General features: G+C 29.3%; 15 protein-coding genes and 2 pseudogenes. 13 read left to right on the top strand and 4 right to left on the bottom strand.

Features of this window, described 5'->3' with window-relative positions:
- Nucleotides 1-2 precede the first annotated feature (2 nt).
- The 5 genes from PG913_RS10025 to PG913_RS10010 all read left to right on the top strand — a co-directional run bounded on the left by PG913_RS10025 (nucleotide 3) and on the right by PG913_RS10010 (nucleotide 4,974).
- A complete protein-coding gene (locus tag PG913_RS10025) occupies nucleotides 3-686 on the top strand; it encodes a phosphoribosylanthranilate isomerase (protein WP_271230587.1) in 684 nt (227 codons plus the stop codon).
- A gap of 7 nt (nucleotides 687-693) precedes the next feature.
- On the top strand, nucleotides 694-1,872 hold the full coding sequence (gene trpB / locus PG913_RS10020) for a tryptophan synthase subunit beta (protein ID WP_271230586.1): 1,179 nt from the start codon (nucleotides 694-696) through the stop codon (nucleotides 1,870-1,872).
- 4 nt (nucleotides 1,873-1,876) lie between these two features.
- The gene (gene trpA / locus PG913_RS10015; protein WP_271230585.1) at nucleotides 1,877-2,644 is read left to right on the top strand and encodes a tryptophan synthase subunit alpha; all 768 of its coding nucleotides are present in this window, start codon (nucleotides 1,877-1,879) and stop codon (nucleotides 2,642-2,644) included.
- Between the two features lie 214 nt (nucleotides 2,645-2,858).
- A complete protein-coding gene (locus PG913_RS12955; RefSeq protein WP_333780754.1) occupies nucleotides 2,859-3,311 on the top strand; it encodes a DEAD/DEAH box helicase in 453 nt (150 codons plus the stop codon).
- Nucleotides 3,277-4,974 carry a RecQ family ATP-dependent DNA helicase gene (locus PG913_RS10010; RefSeq protein ID WP_333780753.1) on the top strand — a complete coding sequence of 566 codons (1,698 nt, stop codon included), beginning with the start codon at nucleotides 3,277-3,279 and terminating at the stop codon, nucleotides 4,972-4,974. The genes PG913_RS12955 and PG913_RS10010 overlap by 35 nt, the downstream gene beginning before the upstream one ends.
- An 84-nt stretch (nucleotides 4,975-5,058) precedes the next feature.
- Here PG913_RS10010 and PG913_RS10005 read toward each other — a convergent pair whose 3' ends face one another.
- Complete coding sequence (locus tag PG913_RS10005; RefSeq protein WP_271230584.1) at nucleotides 5,059-5,481, bottom strand: hypothetical protein; 423 nt, start codon at nucleotides 5,479-5,481, stop codon at nucleotides 5,059-5,061.
- Nucleotides 5,482-6,055: 574 nt separating this feature from the next.
- Here PG913_RS10005 and PG913_RS10000 point away from each other — a divergent pair.
- The 3 genes from PG913_RS10000 to PG913_RS09990 are packed head-to-tail and all read left to right on the top strand — an operon-like array spanning nucleotide 6,056 to nucleotide 10,661.
- Nucleotides 6,056-7,738: a coiled-coil domain-containing protein gene (locus PG913_RS10000; RefSeq protein WP_271232182.1), complete on the top strand. Its 1,683-nt coding sequence runs from the start codon at nucleotides 6,056-6,058 to the stop codon at nucleotides 7,736-7,738.
- 17 nt (nucleotides 7,739-7,755) lie between these two features.
- On the top strand, nucleotides 7,756-8,865 hold the full coding sequence (locus PG913_RS09995; protein ID WP_271230583.1) for an AAA family ATPase: 1,110 nt from the start codon (nucleotides 7,756-7,758) through the stop codon (nucleotides 8,863-8,865).
- The gene (locus PG913_RS09990) at nucleotides 8,865-10,661 is read left to right on the top strand and encodes a hypothetical protein (protein WP_271230582.1); all 1,797 of its coding nucleotides are present in this window, start codon (nucleotides 8,865-8,867) and stop codon (nucleotides 10,659-10,661) included. The genes PG913_RS09995 and PG913_RS09990 overlap by 1 nt, the downstream gene beginning before the upstream one ends.
- Nucleotides 10,662-10,807: 146 nt before the next feature.
- Here PG913_RS09990 and PG913_RS09985 read toward each other — a convergent pair.
- The 3 genes and pseudogenes from PG913_RS09985 to PG913_RS09975 all read right to left on the bottom strand — a co-directional run bounded on the left by PG913_RS09985 (nucleotide 10,808) and on the right by PG913_RS09975 (nucleotide 15,608).
- Nucleotides 10,808-14,250: pseudogene (locus tag PG913_RS09985) on the bottom strand (methylmalonyl-CoA mutase family protein).
- A gap of 70 nt (nucleotides 14,251-14,320) precedes the next feature.
- A pseudogene (locus PG913_RS09980) lies at nucleotides 14,321-14,645 on the bottom strand (hypothetical protein).
- 339 nt (nucleotides 14,646-14,984) lie between these two features.
- Entirely contained in the window at nucleotides 14,985-15,608 is a 624-nt protein-coding gene (locus PG913_RS09975) for a LysR family transcriptional regulator (RefSeq protein ID WP_333780752.1), read from the bottom strand.
- A 79-nt stretch (nucleotides 15,609-15,687) separates the two neighbouring features.
- Between PG913_RS09975 and hutH the strand changes: the two genes are divergently transcribed.
- From hutH to PG913_RS09950, 5 genes are all read left to right on the top strand, one after another.
- Nucleotides 15,688-17,175 (top strand): histidine ammonia-lyase, encoded by a 1,488-nt coding sequence (gene hutH / locus PG913_RS09970; RefSeq protein ID WP_271230581.1) that lies wholly within the window; start codon nucleotides 15,688-15,690, stop codon nucleotides 17,173-17,175.
- Between the two features lie 14 nt (nucleotides 17,176-17,189).
- The gene (locus PG913_RS09965) at nucleotides 17,190-19,184 is read left to right on the top strand and encodes a urocanate hydratase (RefSeq protein WP_271232161.1); all 1,995 of its coding nucleotides are present in this window, start codon (nucleotides 17,190-17,192) and stop codon (nucleotides 19,182-19,184) included.
- Between the two features lie 11 nt (nucleotides 19,185-19,195).
- Nucleotides 19,196-19,735, top strand: a complete 540-nt coding sequence (locus tag PG913_RS09960) for a DUF4136 domain-containing protein (protein ID WP_271230580.1) — start codon at nucleotides 19,196-19,198, stop codon at nucleotides 19,733-19,735.
- Nucleotides 19,736-19,816: 81 nt separating this feature from the next.
- Nucleotides 19,817-19,981 carry a DUF5522 domain-containing protein gene (locus PG913_RS09955; RefSeq protein ID WP_271230579.1) on the top strand — a complete coding sequence of 55 codons (165 nt, stop codon included), beginning with the start codon at nucleotides 19,817-19,819 and terminating at the stop codon, nucleotides 19,979-19,981.
- 49 nt (nucleotides 19,982-20,030) lie between these two features.
- Nucleotides 20,031-20,750 (top strand): DUF4197 domain-containing protein, encoded by a 720-nt coding sequence (locus tag PG913_RS09950; protein ID WP_271230578.1) that lies wholly within the window; start codon nucleotides 20,031-20,033, stop codon nucleotides 20,748-20,750.
- Nucleotides 20,751-20,795: the final 45 nt, after the last annotated feature.

Below are 20,795 nucleotides of genomic sequence, written 5' to 3'. Positions count from 1 at the left end.
ATATGAAATTGAAAGTTTGTGGAATGAAATATGTAGAAAATATCCAACAAGTTGCAGCATTGCAACCTGATTATTTAGGATTTATTTTCTATGAGAAATCAAAAAGAAATTTTGAAGGAATTATTCCAGATTTACCTAAAGAGATAAAAAAAGTAGGTGTTTTTGTGAATGAAATTCCAGAAATTGTAGTTTCATTAACTGAAGAATATGGTTTAAATACGTTGCAATTACATGGCGATGAATCTCCAGAATATGTAGAGCGTTTAAGAATCATTTTTGAAGAAAGTATTGCTGAAAAAAAGCAACATCTTAAATATAAAATTCCAGAATTGATAAAAGTATTTGGAATTAAAGATAGTTTCGATTTTGAAGTTTTAAAACCATACGAATCATTAGTTGATTTCTTTTTATTCGATACTAAAGGAAAAGAACGAGGAGGAAACGGAATTACTTTTGATTGGTCTGTTCTTCAGAAATATAATTTAACAAAACCATTTTTTTTAAGTGGCGGAATTGGATTAGAAGAAGTATCAGAAATTAAAAAATTACGCGTATTAAATTTACCAATTTATGCTTTAGATGTAAATAGTAAATTTGAAATTGAAGCTGGTTTAAAATCAGTAAAAGATATAACAAAATTTAAAAAAACCTCAATGTTTTTTAAACCCGTGAGGAATACTAAATAGATAAAAAATGAAATATCAACCAACTAAAGAAGGATATTACGGGCAATTCGGTGGTGCATTTATTCCTGAATTATTACATCCAAACGTACTAGAATTAGAAGATAATTATATTAAAATTATCGAATCTAAAGAGTTTCAAGACGAATATAAAGCTTTATTAAAAGATTATGTTGGACGTCCTACTCCGTTGTATTTGGCAGAAAGATTATCAGAAAAATATGGTGCTACTATTTATTTAAAACGTGAAGATTTAAATCATACAGGAGCACACAAAGTAAACAATACTGTTGGGCAAATTTTAATAGCAAAAAAGCTAGGTAAAACAAAAATTATAGCAGAAACAGGTGCTGGGCAACATGGTGTTGCAACGGCTACAGTTTGTGCTTTAATGGGCTTAGAGTGTATTGTTTTTATGGGAGAAAAAGACATTGCTAGGCAAGCGCCCAATGTTGCCCGAATGAAAATGTTAGGAGCTAAAGTTGTACCTGCATTAAGCGGAAGTAAAACCTTAAAAGATGCTACAAACGAAGCAATTCGTTATTGGATTCAGCATCCAGATAGTTATTATTTAATTGGTTCTGTTGTTGGTCCTGCTCCGTATCCTGATATGGTAGCACGTTTACAAGCTATTATTTCAGAAGAAATGAAATGGCAACTAAAAGAAAAAACAGGAAAAGAAAACCCTGATACAATTATTGCTTGTGTTGGAGGTGGTTCTAATGCTGCGGGTGCTTTTTATCATTATTTAGAAGATGAAGAAGTAGGTTTAGTAGCAGTAGAAGCTGGTGGTTTAGGAGTTGATTCTGGTGAAAGTGCAGCAACATCTCAATTAGGACAAGTTGGTGTAATTCATGGAAGTAAAACTATTTTAATGCAAGATGAATACGGACAAATTACAGAGCCATATTCTATTTCTGCAGGATTAGATTATCCTGGAGTTGGTCCTTTACATGCATTTTTACACGAAACAAAACGTGCACAGTTTTTAAATGCAACAGATGATGAAGCTTTAGAAGCTGCTTTTGAATTAACCAAATTAGAAGGAATTATTCCTGCTTTAGAAACAGCACATGCATTGGCCGTTTTATCTAAAATAGATTTGAAAAAAGACCAAGTAATTATTATAAACTTATCTGGAAGAGGTGATAAGGATTTAGAAACGTATATGAAGCATTTAAAAGAGTAAGTAGATGAAATTATTAAAAGAAATATTTCAAGAAAAAAAGAATTTACTTTCTATATTTTTTACAGCAGGTTTTCCAAAGTTAGATGATACCACCAAAATTATACACGATTTAAGTGAAAATGGTGTCGATTTTATAGAAGTTGGTTTACCATATTCTGACCCTTTAGCAGATGGAACTACAATACAAGATAGTAGTCATAGAGCTTTGCAAAATGGAATGAATTTAGATGTTGTTTTTGAGCAACTAAAATCAGTTAAAGATACCAATAAAACGCCATTGGTTTTAATGGGATATTTGAATCAGCTTATTAAATATGGTGAAAATAAATTTTGTCAAGCAGTACAAGATTGCGGTATGAAAACTGTTATTTTTCCTGATTTACCAATGATTGAATATGAAAATCATTATAAAGCGTTGTTCGAAAAATACGGAATTACTAATGTGTTTTTAATTACGCCTCATACATCTGAAGAACGTATTCGAAAAATTGATGCACTTACTGATGCTTTTATTTATGTAGTTGCTTCGGCATCTATTACAGGAGCAAAAGGAGAAATATCAACAGAACAAATTGATTACTTTAAGCGAATTGAAGCAATGAATTTAAAAAGTAAATTAGTAGTCGGTTTTGGTATATCAGACAATAAAACATTTACAACAGCTTGTAATTATGCCGATGGTGCAATTATTGGTTCTGCTTTTATTAAAGATTTAGATAAAAATGGCGTTGAAGGAATTTCTAATTTTGTTAGTACTGTTATCAATGCTTAATTTCTATAAAGATGCAATTTGTTTTAATAGTTGTAAATAATAAAGTAAAAATGTTTAGCCCCGATTGAAGCAATTGTTTGAGCTCTTTTTTTGATTTTTTTTCAAAAAAAAGCGAGTGCGGAAAGCGGGAAATAGCTTCAAAATATTTTAATAAGTATTTAAAAGAAACGTAGAATTTAATTTCTACGTTTTTTTTTATGATTATTTTTGTGAAATGATACAGCTAACAGAACAAGATTTACTAGCAAAATTAAAAACTAATTTTGGATACGACAGTTTTCGGTTACAGCAAAAAGCAATTATTGAAAATGTTTTAGCTAAAAAAGATACCTTAGTAATAATGCCAACAGGAGGAGGGAAATCTATTTGTTTTCAGTTGCCTGCATTATTTTTTGAAGGAATTACTTTGGTAATATCGCCATTAATTGCGCTGATGAAAGATCAGGTTGATAGTTTAAAAGCCAACGGAATACCTGCAACGTATTATAATAGTAGTCAATCTTCGGAAGAGCAAAAAGCCGTTTTTGATGCGGTTATCAATAAAAAAGTGAAGCTTTTATACGTTGCTCCTGAGAGTTTAGCATTGCTTCAAAACTTATTAAATCAGCAATATATTAGTTGTGTTGCTATTGATGAAGCACATTGTATTTCTTCTTGGGGTCAGTGATTTTAGACCTTCTTATAAACAATTATCTTTTCTGAAAAGAACCTTACCCGATGTACCAATTATCGCTTTAACTGCTACTGCTGATAAAGCGACTCAAGAAGATATTTTAGCACAATTAGCTGTACCAAATGCAACTAAATATGTGAGTTCTTTTAATCGAGAAAACATCAGTTTAGAGGTTCTACCTGCAAATGATAGAGTACAACAGATTATTAAATTTATCAATAAAAAGCCAAATGATGCAGGAATTATTTATTGCTTAAGTCGAAAAGCAACCGAGCAATTATCGAGTAAATTAAAGCAAAATAATATCAATGCAAAAGCGTATCATGCAGGTTTAAATTTTGAAGAACGTGCAAAAAATCAAGAAGATTTTATTAAAGATGACGTGCAAATTATTTGTGCAACGGTTGCGTTTGGAATGGGAATCGATAAATCGAATGTACGTTGGGTAATTCATTATAATATGCCCAAAAATATTGAAGGATATTATCAGGAAATAGGGCGTGGAGGAAGAGACGGATTACCTGCTCAAGCTTTGCTTTTTCATAGTTATGCGGATGTAATTCAGTTGCGTCAATTTATTGAAAATGGAAATAATCAAGAATTAGAAAATGCGAAATTAGATCGTATGAAACAATTTTCTGAAGCAACCGTTTGTAGGCGAAAAATTCTGTTGAGTTATTTTGGCGAATTAATCGAAAAAAATTGTGGAAATTGTGATGTTTGTAAAAATCCAGTTCAGTTTTTTGATGGAACTATTATCGCTCAAAAAGCCCTTTCGGCTGTTTACAGATTGAGAGAAAAAGAAGGAATGGGAACTGTTATTGATGTACTTCGAGGTGCAAAAAACGCAGGAGTTTTAGATAAGAATTATCAAACTTTAAAAACCTACGGTATTGGAAATGATATTTCTTGGCAACATTGGCAACATTATATTATTCAGTTGATAAATCAAGGATATTGTCAGATAGCTTTTCATTTAAAAAATAATTTACAACTAACTGATTTTTCTAAAAAAGTTCTTTTTGATGGTGAAAAAGTTCAATTAACAACTCCTGTTGAGTTCAAAAAAGAAGTAAAAGTAGCAGGTGTAAAAAGGAAAAAATCAACAACAAAAACTACAACTGGTAGTTTATTTGAAGCTTTACGAAAATTACGTACTCGTATTGCAAAAGAAGAAGATATTCCTGCTTATTTGATTTTTAGTGATGCCACATTACGAGCCTTAGAAAATGAACGTCCGCAAACAGATTCGGCATTTTTAGCCATTAGTGGTGTAGGAAATCGAAAGTTAGAAGTGTACGGAGGTGAATTTATGGAAGAAATTAAAAAATTTATCAAACATAAAAAACAAGGTAAAAAAGATACGACTTTAGAAACCTATAAATTATACAAAGAAGGTTTTACAATTGATGAAATAGCGGAGAAACGAAATTTAAAATCACCAACAATATTTTCTCATTTATCAAAATTATATTTGGAAGGAAAAGATATTAATCTAAATAAATTTATCTCTGTAGATACCTTAAAATTAATAGCAAATGCTAAAAAAGTTTTAAAAAATGAACCAACGTTAAAACCATATTTCGAGTTTTTAGGAGAAAAAGTTCCGTATGGAGAAATAAGAGTTGGGTTAACGATTTTACAAAAAAATGGTTAGGATTATAATATTTTAAAAAAGCTCAGATAAATTAATTATCTGAGCTTTTTACCCCCCACTTTATAGTATAACAATACTATTATATTAATGTCCTATTTCTTCTAATATGTTAAGTGTACTAGAACTTTTAATTTTTACTTCTTCAGAAAAATCACCATGAATAATTAAAGTGTTTTCGTGACGATGCACTAATTTACTCATCTTATTACGGTTTAATAATAAAACCGTTTTAGAACCCGAATGATCTTTTGCTTCTAAAATATTTTCACCATTAAACTCTACAATCCATCCGCTTTCTTTAATGTTGTTTTCGTATTCTAATTCGATAACAGGCATTTTATAAAAACGATAATCTTGAATATATCCTAATTCTATTTTTAAACGTAAGTTACCACCTTCAACCGTATATGAATCTTCTTTTAAGCCAGCTTCTTTTAAAGAAAATTTATTAAAAGCAGGTTTTTCCATTACAATTTCTAACTGTCCTTCTGTTGTGCTTAATTCCATAATTAATCTTTTAATTTGTTACTGCTAAATTACGCTAGCTATTAATCTTATTAAATGACTTTTATCATGCTTTTGTTTTTTATTGATTTATTTTTATCTGTAAGAAATAGAGGTTAAAAATAACACCTCACAGATTTTTAAAACCTGTGAGGTGTAATGTGTTAATTTTAGTACTATTTATTATTAAATATCAGCTTACATATTTCTTCTATATTGACCACCAACTTTAAATAAAGCTTCGGTAATTTGCCCTAAAGAACAAAACTTAGTAGCCTCCATTAATTTATCGAATAAATTTTCATTTTGAACAGCCGCTTCTTGTAAAATCGCTAATTGTTCTTGAACTTTTTCTTGATTGGATTTGTTCGTTTTAATGAAAAATCCAATAATAGGATTAAAAAATATCGATAATAATAGTTTGAATTCTGTTTTTTTTATGTGTAAATTTTAACACTTATGAAAAAAATAGTGATAACCTTTAATTTATTTTTAAACAAAATTTACTTTAAATTTTTAACGTATAAGTTTTAAATTTTAGCTAATTTCACATTGCTAAATTGTTATTTGAGATATAATGGAAATAAAAATTTTTAGATTAAATAAAGTTCTAAGAGAGCTAAATATATCACTCGATAGAGCTGTTGAGTTTCTAGCTAAAAAGGGGGTTAAAATTGAAGCTAGACCTACAGCAAAAATAACTGAGAAAGAGTACAGTATACTAAAAGAAGAGTTTAAACCTACCCAAGAAAAAAGTACAGGTGTAAAAATAGTTGGAAAAATTGATTTAGATTCTATACCTAAATCTAAGAAAAAACCAATTTCAAATGTTAAAGTTGATGAACTAATAGAACCTATAATTAACAACTATAAAACCTTATTAGCTACACGCATTGTAACAAATGCAAGAACTGTAGGTTATGTTAGACCTGAATATTCGTTCTTTAATAATTTTCAAATTATACAAATTGATAAAGTTAATGTTAAAGAGTTTTTTCCTAATGGAGGGAGTGTTATAGTTCCTTATAATTTTCATTCTGATATCGAAGATGTTTTTGATGAAAACGAATTATTCAGAATAGAATACGAAGAAACTAATAGTTATGATGAGACTAAAGATTCTAGTCCGAAATATCAATCTTCTGGAAGAGGAACTTCTAGTATCAGTAAATTACCATTGATAATTAATCAAGATTTAAATAAAGTTATAGAAGAAGGTGTTATATCTCTTCCTTACAAAAATCATTCGTTTGTTTTTATTAAGGATAATGACAAAATTTTTGGTCCATTAGCTATTAGTAGTAATTTTACCGAAGAGGATTTATATGAAGATATAGATGAAGATGACGACAAACTATATGAATATAAAGTCCAATCATTACTTACCAAAAACTTAGGATTAAGCGAAGATTATCAAGATGTAATCCATGAATTTGATACAGTTGACTTAAAAGAATATATAGTAAATAAATATTATTTTAATCGTAGTCAACGAAAAGAAGATTCTTATATCACAAATATAAAACATCTATTAAAAGAAGTTAAACCTGTTAATCTAATTCTAAATGAAAGTAATGAAAAAATTATAAAGATAATTGAAGCTTCATTTCCAGAAAAAGAAGATGAGAGTAAGTTATTAAAAGGAGGTTTTAATGAAATTAATAAACTAAGATATCAAAAATTTCTTAAAATAAAAGCGGGTTCAGAAAAAGTATTTGATTTTATTAAGCTCAACATCTTACCTAGTTATTTACAAACTGATTTAGGTAAAGAGTATGTAGATTCTTATATTAATAGAAATAAGGAAGGGGTAATACAAGATAAAATAGAAGAACTCAAAAAAGAGGCTGAAATAAAAGCTAAAAAAGATTTAGAAGAGATACAATCTTCTATAGATTCATTAAAAGAAGAAGAAAAAGATTTAATTATATCTGTTGATAATAATAAAGAAGAAAAAAAGAAGTTAGAATTTGATTTACAAAAGCTTTCAAACGAAAAAGAGAGTATTATTGAGAGTAGTAAAGAATTAGCTAGTATTGAAAAATCTATCATTGATAAAAAACAAGAGCTAAAAATAGTTGAAACATTCGAAACATTAAAAAATACGATTGAAGAGAATAAAAGTGAATTAGATACGTCTTATAACAGTATAATAGAACTAGGAAATAAGAAAAATACATTAGAAAAACAAATAACGGAGCTACAAAAAGATTTAGTTAAAGAATCGAAAGAAGATATTGAAAAAAAATCAGGGAAATAAGTCCTTATTTTGAATTAATGAATGGTTCCTATTCTGAGCAAAAAGAAAATGAAAACAACTTTCTTTTATTAATTGATGAAGAACTAGAACTTACAAACACTGAATCATTAGAGGTAATTATAGAAGATTTAAAAATGTTCTTACAATATAACGGGAGGAGCTATAAAAAAGAAGAAATTTTAAATTTTATTATACTTTATATTCAGAATTTCTTAATAATTTTTTCAGGATTGCCAGGTATAGGTAAAACCTCTCTTTCAAATTTACTTTCAGAGTTTTTTACACACAAAAACTGTTATCTAAAAATGCCTGTTTCAAAAGGTTGGAATTCTAGAAAAGTTTTACTAGGATATAATAATCCTATAAATGAAACATATCAATTTGATGAATTTGGTTTTGTTAAAAAAATAATAAGCTATAATAAAACTCCAATAAATCTACCATTGAATATTTTATTAGACGAGGCTAATTTAAGTCCTATAGAGTATTATTGGTCTGATTTTATTTCTCTTTATGATGAAGATAAGGATAAACGAAATTTAAAATTAGATTTAAAATCGCATAATACTTTAAAAATTCCTAATTTAATGAGGTTTATAGCTACTATAAATAACGACCATACAACTGAAAGGCTTTCACCTAGATTAATAGATAGAGCTCCAATAATAACATTAGAAAGTGATAATACATTAACTTTTGATACCGTAGAAAACATTAATTATCAATCTAAAGGTTTTTATGATTTTAAAGAACTAGAAAAACTTTTTAATTCAAAAGATGTTAGTCTTTTATCAAAAGAAAAAGAAATTTTAGGAGAGATTTTTAAGACATTAAAAAATGATGGTTCAATTCTGATTAGTAGAAGAAAAATTAAATCAATCACTAAGTATTGTAATATTTCAAGAGAATTAATGTCTAAATATACATCTAATCAATACTCACATATAGATTTTGCTATTGCTCAATTTGTATTACCTCAAATATTAGGACAAGGTAAATCATTTGAAAAAATGCTTGATGACCTATTAGAATTGTTAATAAAATATCAATTATTTAAATCTAGTAAAATAGTAAAGAAAATAAAAGAGAAAGGAAGTGGTTTTCAAGTTTTCACCTTTTTTAACTAATGAAATTATATCTATATATAGCAGATTTTGAAAATGGTAAAATTATCAATTCTTACCAAAAACATGACCTACATCGTGAAAATCATGATATAACAATAAATGAACTTGATATGGTTCATTTTGAAATAGTTAGTAATTATTTAATTGAATTAGATAAATTCGAGTTTATTTTAGGTTCAACTAGCTTTAGCTTAGATGAAAATTATTCTATTAATAGCAATGATTATCACTATTTTTTATCATTAAATTCAAAGTTATTTAATGAATCTAATTTAAGTTTTAGGGTGAGTAATTATGGAATTAAATTTTCTCAATTATTTTTAAATGAGCTAGGTTATGTAAAACCTCAAATAATCTATAAAAATAAAATTGATAATTGTACTTCAATTAAAATAATATCTCATAAAGTTTCAGATACTAATTTTGATTTGATTATTAAATATCTAATGTTTAACAATTATTTCGATGAAACAGTAATTTACAAAACAAGTTTACCTACAGAATTTTCTAACTTTCAAAATTCTTTCTTGGAGTCATTAAAGCTTCTTTATGCAAAAAGTAAATATATTTCTGAAAAAACAGAAATTTTCTATTTTAATTCTATAAAGAAATATGAAACTGAGCATCAGGTTTTACCATATAGTTCCAAATCTTTAATTGACGATCAATCATTTGATTGGTTATTCCATAACCTTGACGTGATTGGTCAACAAAACAAAAAAAATGGAACGTATGATTTAAAAATTAAATCTAAAGAATGTGTTATTTCAAATATTAATCAACAAGTTAGCAATTACACATTTAATTCATACGAGAATAGATTGATTTTAGGGTACTCTAAAATGTATATATTACTCTTAAATGATTTACATACTAATTTAAATAAAAAAACAATTTTAAGAACTAGATATTCGGGTACTTTTTATGAATATTTAACCTCAAAATATTATAGTATAATCTCATTATATATTAATGAAATTACTACTCATTTTAAAAAAACACATGATTATTTCACTAACGTACTGAAGGTAAATAGCCCTGTATTTGAATTTCCTGTTGACTCTTATTCACTTACATCAATTCCACATTATAAAAATTGGTTTGAGTTAATGTTATTGTACAAGAATTTATTTTCTAAAGAAATTAAAAGTAGCTCTATTAAAAATAATTTAGAAATTGAATCTTTTGATAAACTTTTTGAGGTATATGTATTTTACATAATTAAAGGTTGCATTAGTTCTAATGATAATTATGAATTTAATCAAATCATTAATAATAAAAATAAACTAGCAGGTTCTTATACATTTGAGAAAGACAGTGAAGGTATAGTCGTTACTTTATATTATGAAAGTTTACCTGAAGAAATTAAATTATTAACCATCTTTACCAATCAAAAAAACATTTACAACCCTGATTATATAATTGAATTTAAAAAAAATGGATTTAAAGAATTTTTAATCTTAGATGCTAAGTACAAAAAATACAATAATAATAATAAATTCAAAAATGAAGTAAATGACCTTTGCTTTAAATATTTACATGGCTTAGGGGTAGTTTCAGATGTTTTCAAAGTTTCAGGACTTTATATATTATCAATAAACGAGCAAGAAAAATACAAGAAGGTTTTTAAGAGTGAATTTGATATATTATCCTCAAATAAACCAATATTACCTTCTATTGGAGGAGTAGAAATAGACCCTAAAAACTTTAATGTTAGTGAGAATTTAATTTTAGATATTATTAATAAACATAAATTATTTTTTGAAGAAAGAATATCTAAAAATAAGTTTAATTAAACGACTGAGTGCAATAAAAAATGGTAAAAGAAAAATCACTTTATATACTTGGCATCATTTATTCAAATTGTAAAGAGTGTCAGCATAACAAAACAAAACCTCACAAAAATTGTGAGGTTTTTAAATTATCTGCAAATATTTTAAAATTACATATTTCTTCTATACTGACCACCAACTTTAAATAAAGCTTCGGTAATCTGCCCTAAAGAACAGAATTTTGTCGCCTCCATTAATTTATCAAATAAATTTTCATTTTGAACAGCGGCTTCTTGAAGAATTGCTAATTGTTCTTGAACTTTTCCGTCATTTGCTTTGTTTACTAATTCTTTGGTTTGAATTTGGAATTGTTTTTCTTGCTCCGTTGCACGAATAACTTCCGCAGGTTGAACCGTTGGCGAGCCTTTCGAACTTAAAAAAGTATTTACACCGATAATAGGAAATTCTCCATTATGCTTTAAAGTTTCGTAATACAGGCTTTCCTCTTGTATTTTAGAACGTTGATACATAGTTTCCATAGCACCTAAAACACCGCCACGCTCTGTAATTCTATCAAATTCAGTTAACACAGCTTCTTCCACTAAATCGGTTAATTCTTCAATAATAAAAGCACCTTGAATCGGATTTTCATTTTTAGTTAAACCTAATTCTTTATTGATAATTAATTGAATAGCCATCGCTCTACGTACAGATTCTTCCGTAGGCGTTGTAATTGCTTCGTCATAAGCATTTGTGTGTAGCGAATTACAATTATCGTTAATCGCATATAAAGCTTGTAAGGTTGTACGAATATCATTAAAATCAATTTCCTGAGCATGTAAAGAGCGTCCAGAGGTTTGAATATGATATTTTAACATTTGCGCTCTTGAGTTTGCTCCGTATTTATGTTTCACGGCTTTTGCCCAAATTTTACGAGCAACACGACCAATTACAGAATATTCAGGGTCAATTCCATTAGAGAAAAAGAACGATAAATTAGGTCCGAATTTATTAATGTCCATTCCACGAGATAAATAATATTCAACATAAGTAAATCCGTTAGATAAAGTTAAAGCCAATTGCGTAATCGGATTTGCACCAGCTTCGGCAATATGATATCCAGAAATTGAAACAGAATAAAAATTACGAACCTGTTCTTTTATAAAATATTCTTGCACATCACCCATTAAACGCAAGGCAAATTCTGTTGAAAATATACACGTATTTTGAGCTTGATCTTCTTTTAAAATATCCGCTTGAACTGTACCACGAACTTGTGCTAATGTTGTTTTTTTGATTTCAGCATATACATCCGAAGGTAAAATCATATCACCAGTTAATCCTAAAAGCATCAATCCTAAACCATCATTTCCTTGCGGTAAATCTCCTTGATATGTTGGTCTTTCTAAACCTTTTGAATCATAAATTTCATTGAATTTAACTTCAACTAAATTTTCTAAATTATTTTCTTTGATGTATTTTTCACAATTCTGATCGATTGCCGCATTCATTGAAAAAACCTAACAACATCGGCGCAGGACCATTAATTGTTAAACTTACAGAAGTTAAAGCGTGTGTTAATTCGAAACCAGAAAATAATTTTTTAGCATCATCTAAACAACAAATAGAAACTCCTGCATTTCCTATTTTTCCGTAAATATCGGGTCTTCTACCAGGATCATTTCCGTATAAAGTTACACTATCAAAAGCAGTTGATAAACGCTTTGCAGGCATTCCTAAACTCACATAATGAAAACGTCTGTTGGTACGTTCTGGTCCTCCTTCACCAGCAAACATTCGTGTTGGGTCTTCACCCGTTCTTTTAAATGGATATAATCCTGCGGTATATGGAAACTCACCAGGAACATTTTCTTGTAAATTCCAACGTAATAAATCGCCCCAAGCTTGGTATTTTGGTAAAGCTACTTTCGGAATTTGTGTATGCGATAAAGATTCACTGTGTGTATCAATATTAATAACTTTATCTCTTACTTTAAAGCTATAAACAGGGTCTTTATATTTTTGAACTTTGGTTTTCCAATTTAAAATTACTTCCCAGTTATGAGGATCAAGATTTAGTTTTACTTTATCAAATTGCGCTATTAATAATTTAGCAAAATCAATTTCATCCTTTGGAGTTTCTTTTAAAATTTCATCTTGTTCTAATCCATTTTTAGATAGAAAATCTTCTTTTATTTCCTTCGGAAGAATAGATAAAATGGTTTGATGAATACCATATAATTTTTGAGCAACAATAACTTGGCTATCTACTTTTTTATCATAAGCTCTATTACTTTCTGATATTTCAGATAAATAACGAACTCTTCTTGGTGGAATTACAAAGATTTTTTCAGACATTTCTTTGGTGATTTCCATTTTCGACTTTAAATCAACGCCAGTTTTTTCAACGATTTTATCCATAATACGTTTGTATAGCGTATTCATTCCAGGGTCGTTAAATTGAGAAGCAATTGTTCCAAAAACGGGCATATCATCCATGTGAATATCCCACAGATTATTGTTGCGCATGTATTGTTTTTTGACATCACGAATGGCATCTAAAGCGCCACGTTTGTCAAATTTATTGATAGCTACTAAATCAGCAAAATCAAGCATATCGATTTTTTCTAATTGCGTTGCAGCACCAAATTCTGGAGTCATTACATATAATGAAGTATCAGAATGTTCTATAATTTCGGTATCAGATTGCCCAATTCCAGAGGTTTCTAAAATGATTAAATCAAATTCCGCAGCTTTTAAAACTTCAATAGCTTCATTTACATATTTTGATAATGCCAAATTAGATTGACGAGTAGCTAACGAACGCATATAAACACGGTCGTTATTGATGGCATTCATACGAATACGGTCACCTAATAAAGCACCTCCAGTTTTTCTTTTTGAAGGATCAACAGAAATAATTCCGATTGTTTTTTCAGGGAAATCAATTAAAAAACGACGAACTAATTCATCAACTAAAGATGATTTTCCAGAACCACCAGTTCCTGTAATTCCTAAAACAGGTGTTTTCGAATTTTTATTTTTTTCATTGAATTGTGCGTAACGTTTCTTTTGCTACTTCAGGAAAATTTTCTGCAGAAGAAATAATTCTAGCAATACTTCCGATTTCTTTTTTTGATAAATTATTTATTTCTCCGTTTAAAACATCGCCAATGGCAAAATCAGCAGTTTTCACTAAATCGTTAATCATTCCTTGCAAACCTAATTCACGCCCATCATCAGGAGCATAAATACGTGTAATTCCATAATCCATTAATTCTTTAATCTCTTCAGGAAGAATTACACCGCCACCACCACCAAATATTTTGATATGATCAGCACCTTTTTCTTTCAATAAATCGAACATATATTTAAAATATTCGGTATGCCCACCTTGATAAGAAGTCATTGCAATAGCATTGGCATCTTCTTGAATTGCACAGTTTACAACTTCTTCAACACTTCTGTCATACCCCAAATGAATTACTTCAACCCCAGTAGATTGAATAATTCGACGCATAATATTTATGGCAGCATCGTGTCCATCAAATAATGAAGCCGCGGTTACAATTCGTACTTTGTGTACTGGTTTATATGGTGTTATTTGTTCCATTCGTAAATTTTAAATAAAATTGGTTAAGCAATTTACGAATTTCTTAAAAGATATGGTAATCCTTTATCAATTATAAATAATTAATGAAACTCCAAAATTTGCGTGATTTAATATATGTTAAGTTTTCTTCGTTACTATAAGATTCTCTTTCAAAACTTATGTTTTTATAAGCTAAATATCCATTTTTATATTTAAAACATTTTATAAGCCATTCAACTCCATAAAAAACATAAAAGAAAATAACTAATAATTCTAATTGTTGTTTTAAATGAATTTTTTCAATGATTTATTAAAACATAATTTTCTTTTAACTCCTTTCTTTTTAGGAAGATAAAAGGATATAAGGTTAAACCAACAAATCCTTTAGGAATGAGAAATTTTGAAATAAAAATCATAGAAATCTATAGGGGATTTACGGGTAAAAATACTCATTTATATTTTAGTAAATATGTTGTTTTTGTAAGTTAGCTGTTAAGATATTGTTTTAGATAGCAACGATTTTAAAATAGGATTGCTATTATTTTTATCCCAAACAACAGATAAAGTAGTGCGTTGTGGAATATTAGTTAGTTCAATAAATTGTACGCCCATATCATAACCGTATTGAAGTGATTTTGGAACAATTGATAAACCAAAATTATTTTCTACTAGTTTATAAATTGAAGCTGCATTGAATTGTATTGTGCGATATTATAGGAGCGAATTTAGCATCATCAAAAATTTGCATTACTTTTTCACTGATAAGAAGGGCTGTAAGAAGGATCAAAAAGAATAAATGATTCATTTTTTAATGCTGATAATCCTTTAAAATTATCATTGTTTACAGGATGATTTTTCGGTAAAACTAAGCAAAATGGTTCTTTTAAAATAGGTTGTATGGCAAGTCCTCTGGGTACTCGATCTAATCTGACAAAACCAATATCAATATCTTTAGAAAGTAGGCTATCAATTTGTTTTTGATTATCCATTTCCTTTAATCCGAATTGCACATTAGGATGTTCTTTTTTAAATTCAATTAATAAATTAGGAATAATTTCTTGCATTGCAGAACCGACATAGCCAAAATTCAAATGCCCGTTTTTACCTTCTTGTAGCAATTTAGCATGTTCAAAAATGTGTGTTAAATTTTTTAATTTTTGAGTAAGTTCTGTTTTTAAATAATTTCCAGCTTCCGTTAATGCTACTTTTCGATTATTACGAACAAATAATTGCACCTCTAAATCGGTTTCCATTTGTTTTATTTGTCGGCTTAATCCTGGTTGGGAAATAAACAAGCGTTCTGCTGCTTTTCGAAAGTGTAAATCTTCTGCAACAGCTAAAAAATAACGAATATGACGCAATTCTATTTGATTACTCATAAGTATCAATTGATGACTTTTTAAGTCTTATTAGGTATCAAAAATAGAAATAACTTTGTTTAAAATAAAATAGAAGTCGATGTTTAAGTACGGAATAGATACATTAACGGTAAATAAAGTAATTGAAATTTCAAAAGGAACTTTAAAAGCTGTAGTTACAAATGATGCGGTAATCAAAATAAATGAATGTAGAAGGATGGTTGAAGTAATGGCAAATTCTGATGCTGCTGTTTACGGAATCAATACAGGTTTTGGTCCTTTGTGTGATGTGCAAATTTCGCCAAAAGAAACTAGTAAATTACAAGAGAATTTATTGATTACGCATGCCGTTGGTGTTGGAAATCCTATTGATAAAAAATTATCAAAAATGATGATGATTTGTAAAGTTCATGCACTTTGTCAAGGTTTTTCAGGAGTTCGTTTAGAATTAATTGAACGTATTATCTATTTTATTGAAAACGATTTATTACCTGTTGTTCCTGAGCAAGGTTCGGTAGGTGCTTCTGGAGATTTAGCACCGTTATCACATCTTTTCTTACCGTTATTAGGCGAAGGAGAATTTTGGAAATCCGAAGAAATTGTTTCAGCAAAAAAAGTGTTAAAAAAACATAATTTAAAGCCTTTAACTTTAATGGCAAAAGAAGGTTTAGGTTTAATTAACGGAACACAATTTATTTTAGCACACGCCATTTTAGGATTAGATAAAATGAAATATGTGCTAGATTTAGCCGATATTACAGGAGCAATGACTTTAGAAGGATACTCAGGAAATGTATCGCCATTTAAAGAAGAATTACATTTAATTCGTCCGTTTAAAGGGAACTTAAAAGTAGCAAAACGCATGAGAATGTTGTTGAAAAATTCTAAAAATGCAGCTGATAATAGTTTTCCAAGAGTGCAAGACCCGTACTCAATACGTTGTATGCCACAGGTACACGGAGCATCGAGAAATGCGTATGCACATTTAAAAGAATTGGCAGAAATAGAAATGAATTCGGTAACCGATAACCCTATTGTGTTAAGTGAAACAGAAGCAATTTCTGGAGGTAATTTTCACGGACAACCTTTAGCAATGGCGTTAGATTATACGTCAATAGCTGCTTCGGAATTAGGAAATATTGCCGATAGACGTTGTTATTTATTGTTAGAAGGAAAACATGGTTTACCAAGATTATTAACATCGGCAGGAGGTTTAAATTCTGGTTTTATGATTCCACAATATACTACTGCGGCTTTGGTTACTGAAAATAAATCGTTGTGTTTTCCGCCTTCGGCAGATAGTGTGCCAACCTCATTAGGACAAGAAGATCATGTATCAATGGGAAGTATTTCAGGAAGAAAATTCAATCAGATATTAGGAAATATTGATAAAATATTAGCCATTGAATTGATGTACGCAGCACAAGCAATGGATTTTAGAAGACCAAATACATTTTCATCAATACTAGAAGAAAATTTTAAAATTATCAGAAATAAAGTAGCTAAGTTAGAAGAAGATCGTGTGCTTAAAGATGATATTAATGCATTGATAAACATGGTTAAAAATAGAGAATTTACAGTTCGTTAAAAAAAGAAATTATGATGTCATTTAAAAAACAAATCAAACAAGGTATTCCTAATGAATTACCTGAAATTCCAGTTTATGATTCGTCAATAAATAGGGCTCCGAAACGTAAAGATATTTTAACATCCGAAGAAAAAAAATTAGCATTAAGAAATGCCTTACGATATTTTGATAAAAAACATCATGCCATTTTATTACCTGAATTTTCTGAAGAATTAGAAAAATATGGTCGAATATATATGTATCGTTTTCGTCCTACTTATAAAATGTATGCCAGAGATATTAATGAATATCCAGGGAAATGTACACAGGCAAAAGCAATCATGTTAATGATTCAAAATAATTTAGATTATGCCGTGGCACAACATCCGCATGAATTAATTACGTATGGTGGAAATGGCGGTGTTTTTTCTAACTGGGCACAGTATTTATTAACCATGCAGTATTTGTCTAAAATGACGGATACGCAAACATTAACGATGTATTCTGGGCATCCGATGGGATTATTTCCTTCACATAAAGATGCGCCAAGAGTCGTAGTTACTAACGGAATGATGATTCCGAATTATTCAAAACCCGATGATTTAGAAAAATTTAATGCATTAGGAGTTACACAATATGGGCAAATGACGGCTGGTAGTTATATGTATATTGGTCCGCAAGGAATTGTACACGGAACTACAATTACGGTGTTAAATGCTTTTCGTAAAATTAAAAAATCACCTAAAGGAAATTTATTTTTAACAGCAGGTTTAGGCGGAATGAGCGGAGCGCAACCAAAAGCAGGAAGTATTGCAGGTTGTATTACGGTTTGTGCTGAGGTAAATCCGAAGATTACAGAAATACGTTTATCGCAAGGTTGGATTGATGAAAAAATCACCAATTTAGATGAATTAGTGACACGAGTAAAATCAGCAAAAGAAAACGAAGAAACAGTTTCAATTGCTTATTTAGGAAATATTGTAGACGTTTGGGAAAAATTTGATACAGCAAATATTCATGTCGATTTAGGTTCTGACCAAACATCGTTACATAATCCTTGGGCGGGAGGTTATTATCCTGTTGATATTTCTTTTGATGATGCCAATGAAATGATGGCAAACGAGCCTGAATTATTCAAAGAAAAAGTACAAGAAACATTGCGTCGTCATGCAAAAGCAATTAATAAACACACAGAAAAAGGAACGTATTTCTTTGATTACGGAAATGCTTTTTTATTAGAAGCAAGTAGAGCAGGGGCTGATGTAATGTCAGATAAACCAACTATTGGAAGAGAATTTAAATATCCAAGTTATGTACAGGATATTATGGGACCAATGTGTTTTGATTATGGTTTTGGTCCTTTTCGATGGGTTTGTGCTTCGGGTAATCCAAAAGATTTAGCCAAAACAGATAAAATTGCTTGTGAAGTTTTAGAAGAAATAAAAAAGAATTCTCCAAAGGAAATTCAACAGCAAATGGCTGATAATATTCAGTGGATTAAAGGAGCGCAAGAAAATAAATTAGTAGTCGGTTCGCAAGCACGTATTTTATATGCCGATGCCGAAGGACGTACAAAAATTGCCGAAGCGTTTAATAAAGCTATTAAAAAAGGTAAAATAGGAAATGTTGTGTTAGGACGTGATCATCATGATGTTTCTGGTACAGATTCTCCGTATCGTGAAACTTCTAATATTTACGATGGCTCTCGTTACACGGCTGATATGGCAATTCAAAATGTAATTGGCGATAGCTTTAGAGGAGCAACTTGGGTTTCTATTCATAACGGAGGTGGCGTTGGCTGGGGAGAGGTTATTAATGGAGGATTTGGCGTGCTTCTTGATGGTTCTAAAGATGCATCAAGACGCTTAAAATCAATGCTTTTTTGGGATGTAAATAACGGAATAGCAAGAAGAAGTTGGGCAAGAAATAAGGAAGCTGTATTTGCTATTAAAAGAGCAATGAAATCAGAAAAAAAATTACAAGTTACAGTTCCTAATTTGGTTGATGATGCGTTATTCGAAAACTTATAAATCCAAAGAAAATGAAAATAGCTAAATTACTTTTTTTGCCAATTATCGCTTTAATAATTACTTCGTGTAGTTCTGTCAGAGTTGTAACAGATTACGATACTAAAGTAGATTTTAATAAATACAAAACATTTGCTTTCTATAAAAAAGGAATTGACAAAGCTGCTATTTCTGATTTAGATAAAAAACGCATATTGCGTGCTATTGAACAAGAATTAATAGCAAAAGGTATGACAAAATCAACTTCGCCAGATGTTTTGGTAAGCTTGTTTACAAAATCGAGAGAACGAATTAATGTAAATGATAATATGTATGGCGGATTTTATTATCCATATTATTATGGTATGAACATGAATAGAGTAAATGTATCTCAATATACTGAGGGAACATTATTTATCGATTTATTAGATGCCGAAAAGAAAGAATTAGTTTGGCAAGGTGTTGGAACTGGAGGATTAAGTATCAGTAGTGTTGAAAGAAAGGAAGCTAGAATTAAAGAATTTGTAAAAGAAATAATAGCTAAATATCCGCCTGAAAGCGGAAAAAAACAGTAAAATAAATATATTCATAAAAAGATGCGTTAATAAGAAAATAAAACATTCTAATTAACGCATCTTTTTTATGATATTTGTACAATGAGAAATACAATTTTAAAAGCAACCCCTGAGGAGTATTATGAAAATGAACAAGGGTATCGAGTTTTTAAAGAAACTTATCATTTAAGAAGAGGTTATTGCTGTAAAAGTGGCTGTAAACATTGTCCGTTTGGATATGATAAAAAGACAGATAGCTTTAAATAGTGTGACAATTACTAACAAAATGTATCTAAAAGATATAAACCAAGCAAAGATGAAAAAAATTATAGCAGCAGTAGCATGTGTAGTTTTATTAACAGGATGTGCAGAATTACAAAAAGTAGTAAATCAATTACCACAAGGAACTACAACAGGTGTTTTATCGCAACAACAAATAGGAAACGGTTTACGCCAAGCATTAGATAATGGAATTAAAAATCAAGTAGCTAAATTAACAGCTAAAGATGGTTTTTATAGAAATGAATTGGTTAAAATCGCATTACCAGAAGAATTAAAAGCAGTAGATAAAGGATTACGTAAAATAGGTTTAAATAAATTAGCTGATGAAGGTTTAAAAGCTATCAATAGAACTGCTGAAGATGCTGTTAAAACTGCAACTCCAATTTTTGTAAATGCTGTAAAAGGAATGTCTTTTAATGATGCAAAAACTATTTTATTAGGAGAGCAAAATGCTGCAACTTCTTATTTAAAAGGAAAAACAAATACGGCGTTATATAGTCAGTTTAATCCTGTAATAAAAAAATCGTTTTCAAAGGTTGGAGCAGATAAAGTTTGGTCTAATTTAATAAGTAAGTATAATAGTATTCCTTTTGTAAAAAGAGTGAATCCAGATTTAACAGACTACGTTACTAGTGAAGCTTTAAAAGGAGTTTTTACAATGATTGCTGTGGAAGAAAAAGGAATTCGTGAAAAATCAGGTTTACGTAATACCGATTTATTACGTAAGGTATTTGCTTTGCAAGATAAGTACTAAAAAAATTATTGAATTAAAATATAATAACATCTCATTGGTTTTTAA

Source organism: Tenacibaculum pacificus, from assembly GCF_027941775.1.
Classification (GTDB): domain Bacteria; phylum Bacteroidota; class Bacteroidia; order Flavobacteriales; family Flavobacteriaceae; genus Polaribacter; species Polaribacter pacificus_A.
Note: the sequence above shows the minus strand (reverse complement) of the source record. Positions and strands in the feature narration are given on the sequence as shown.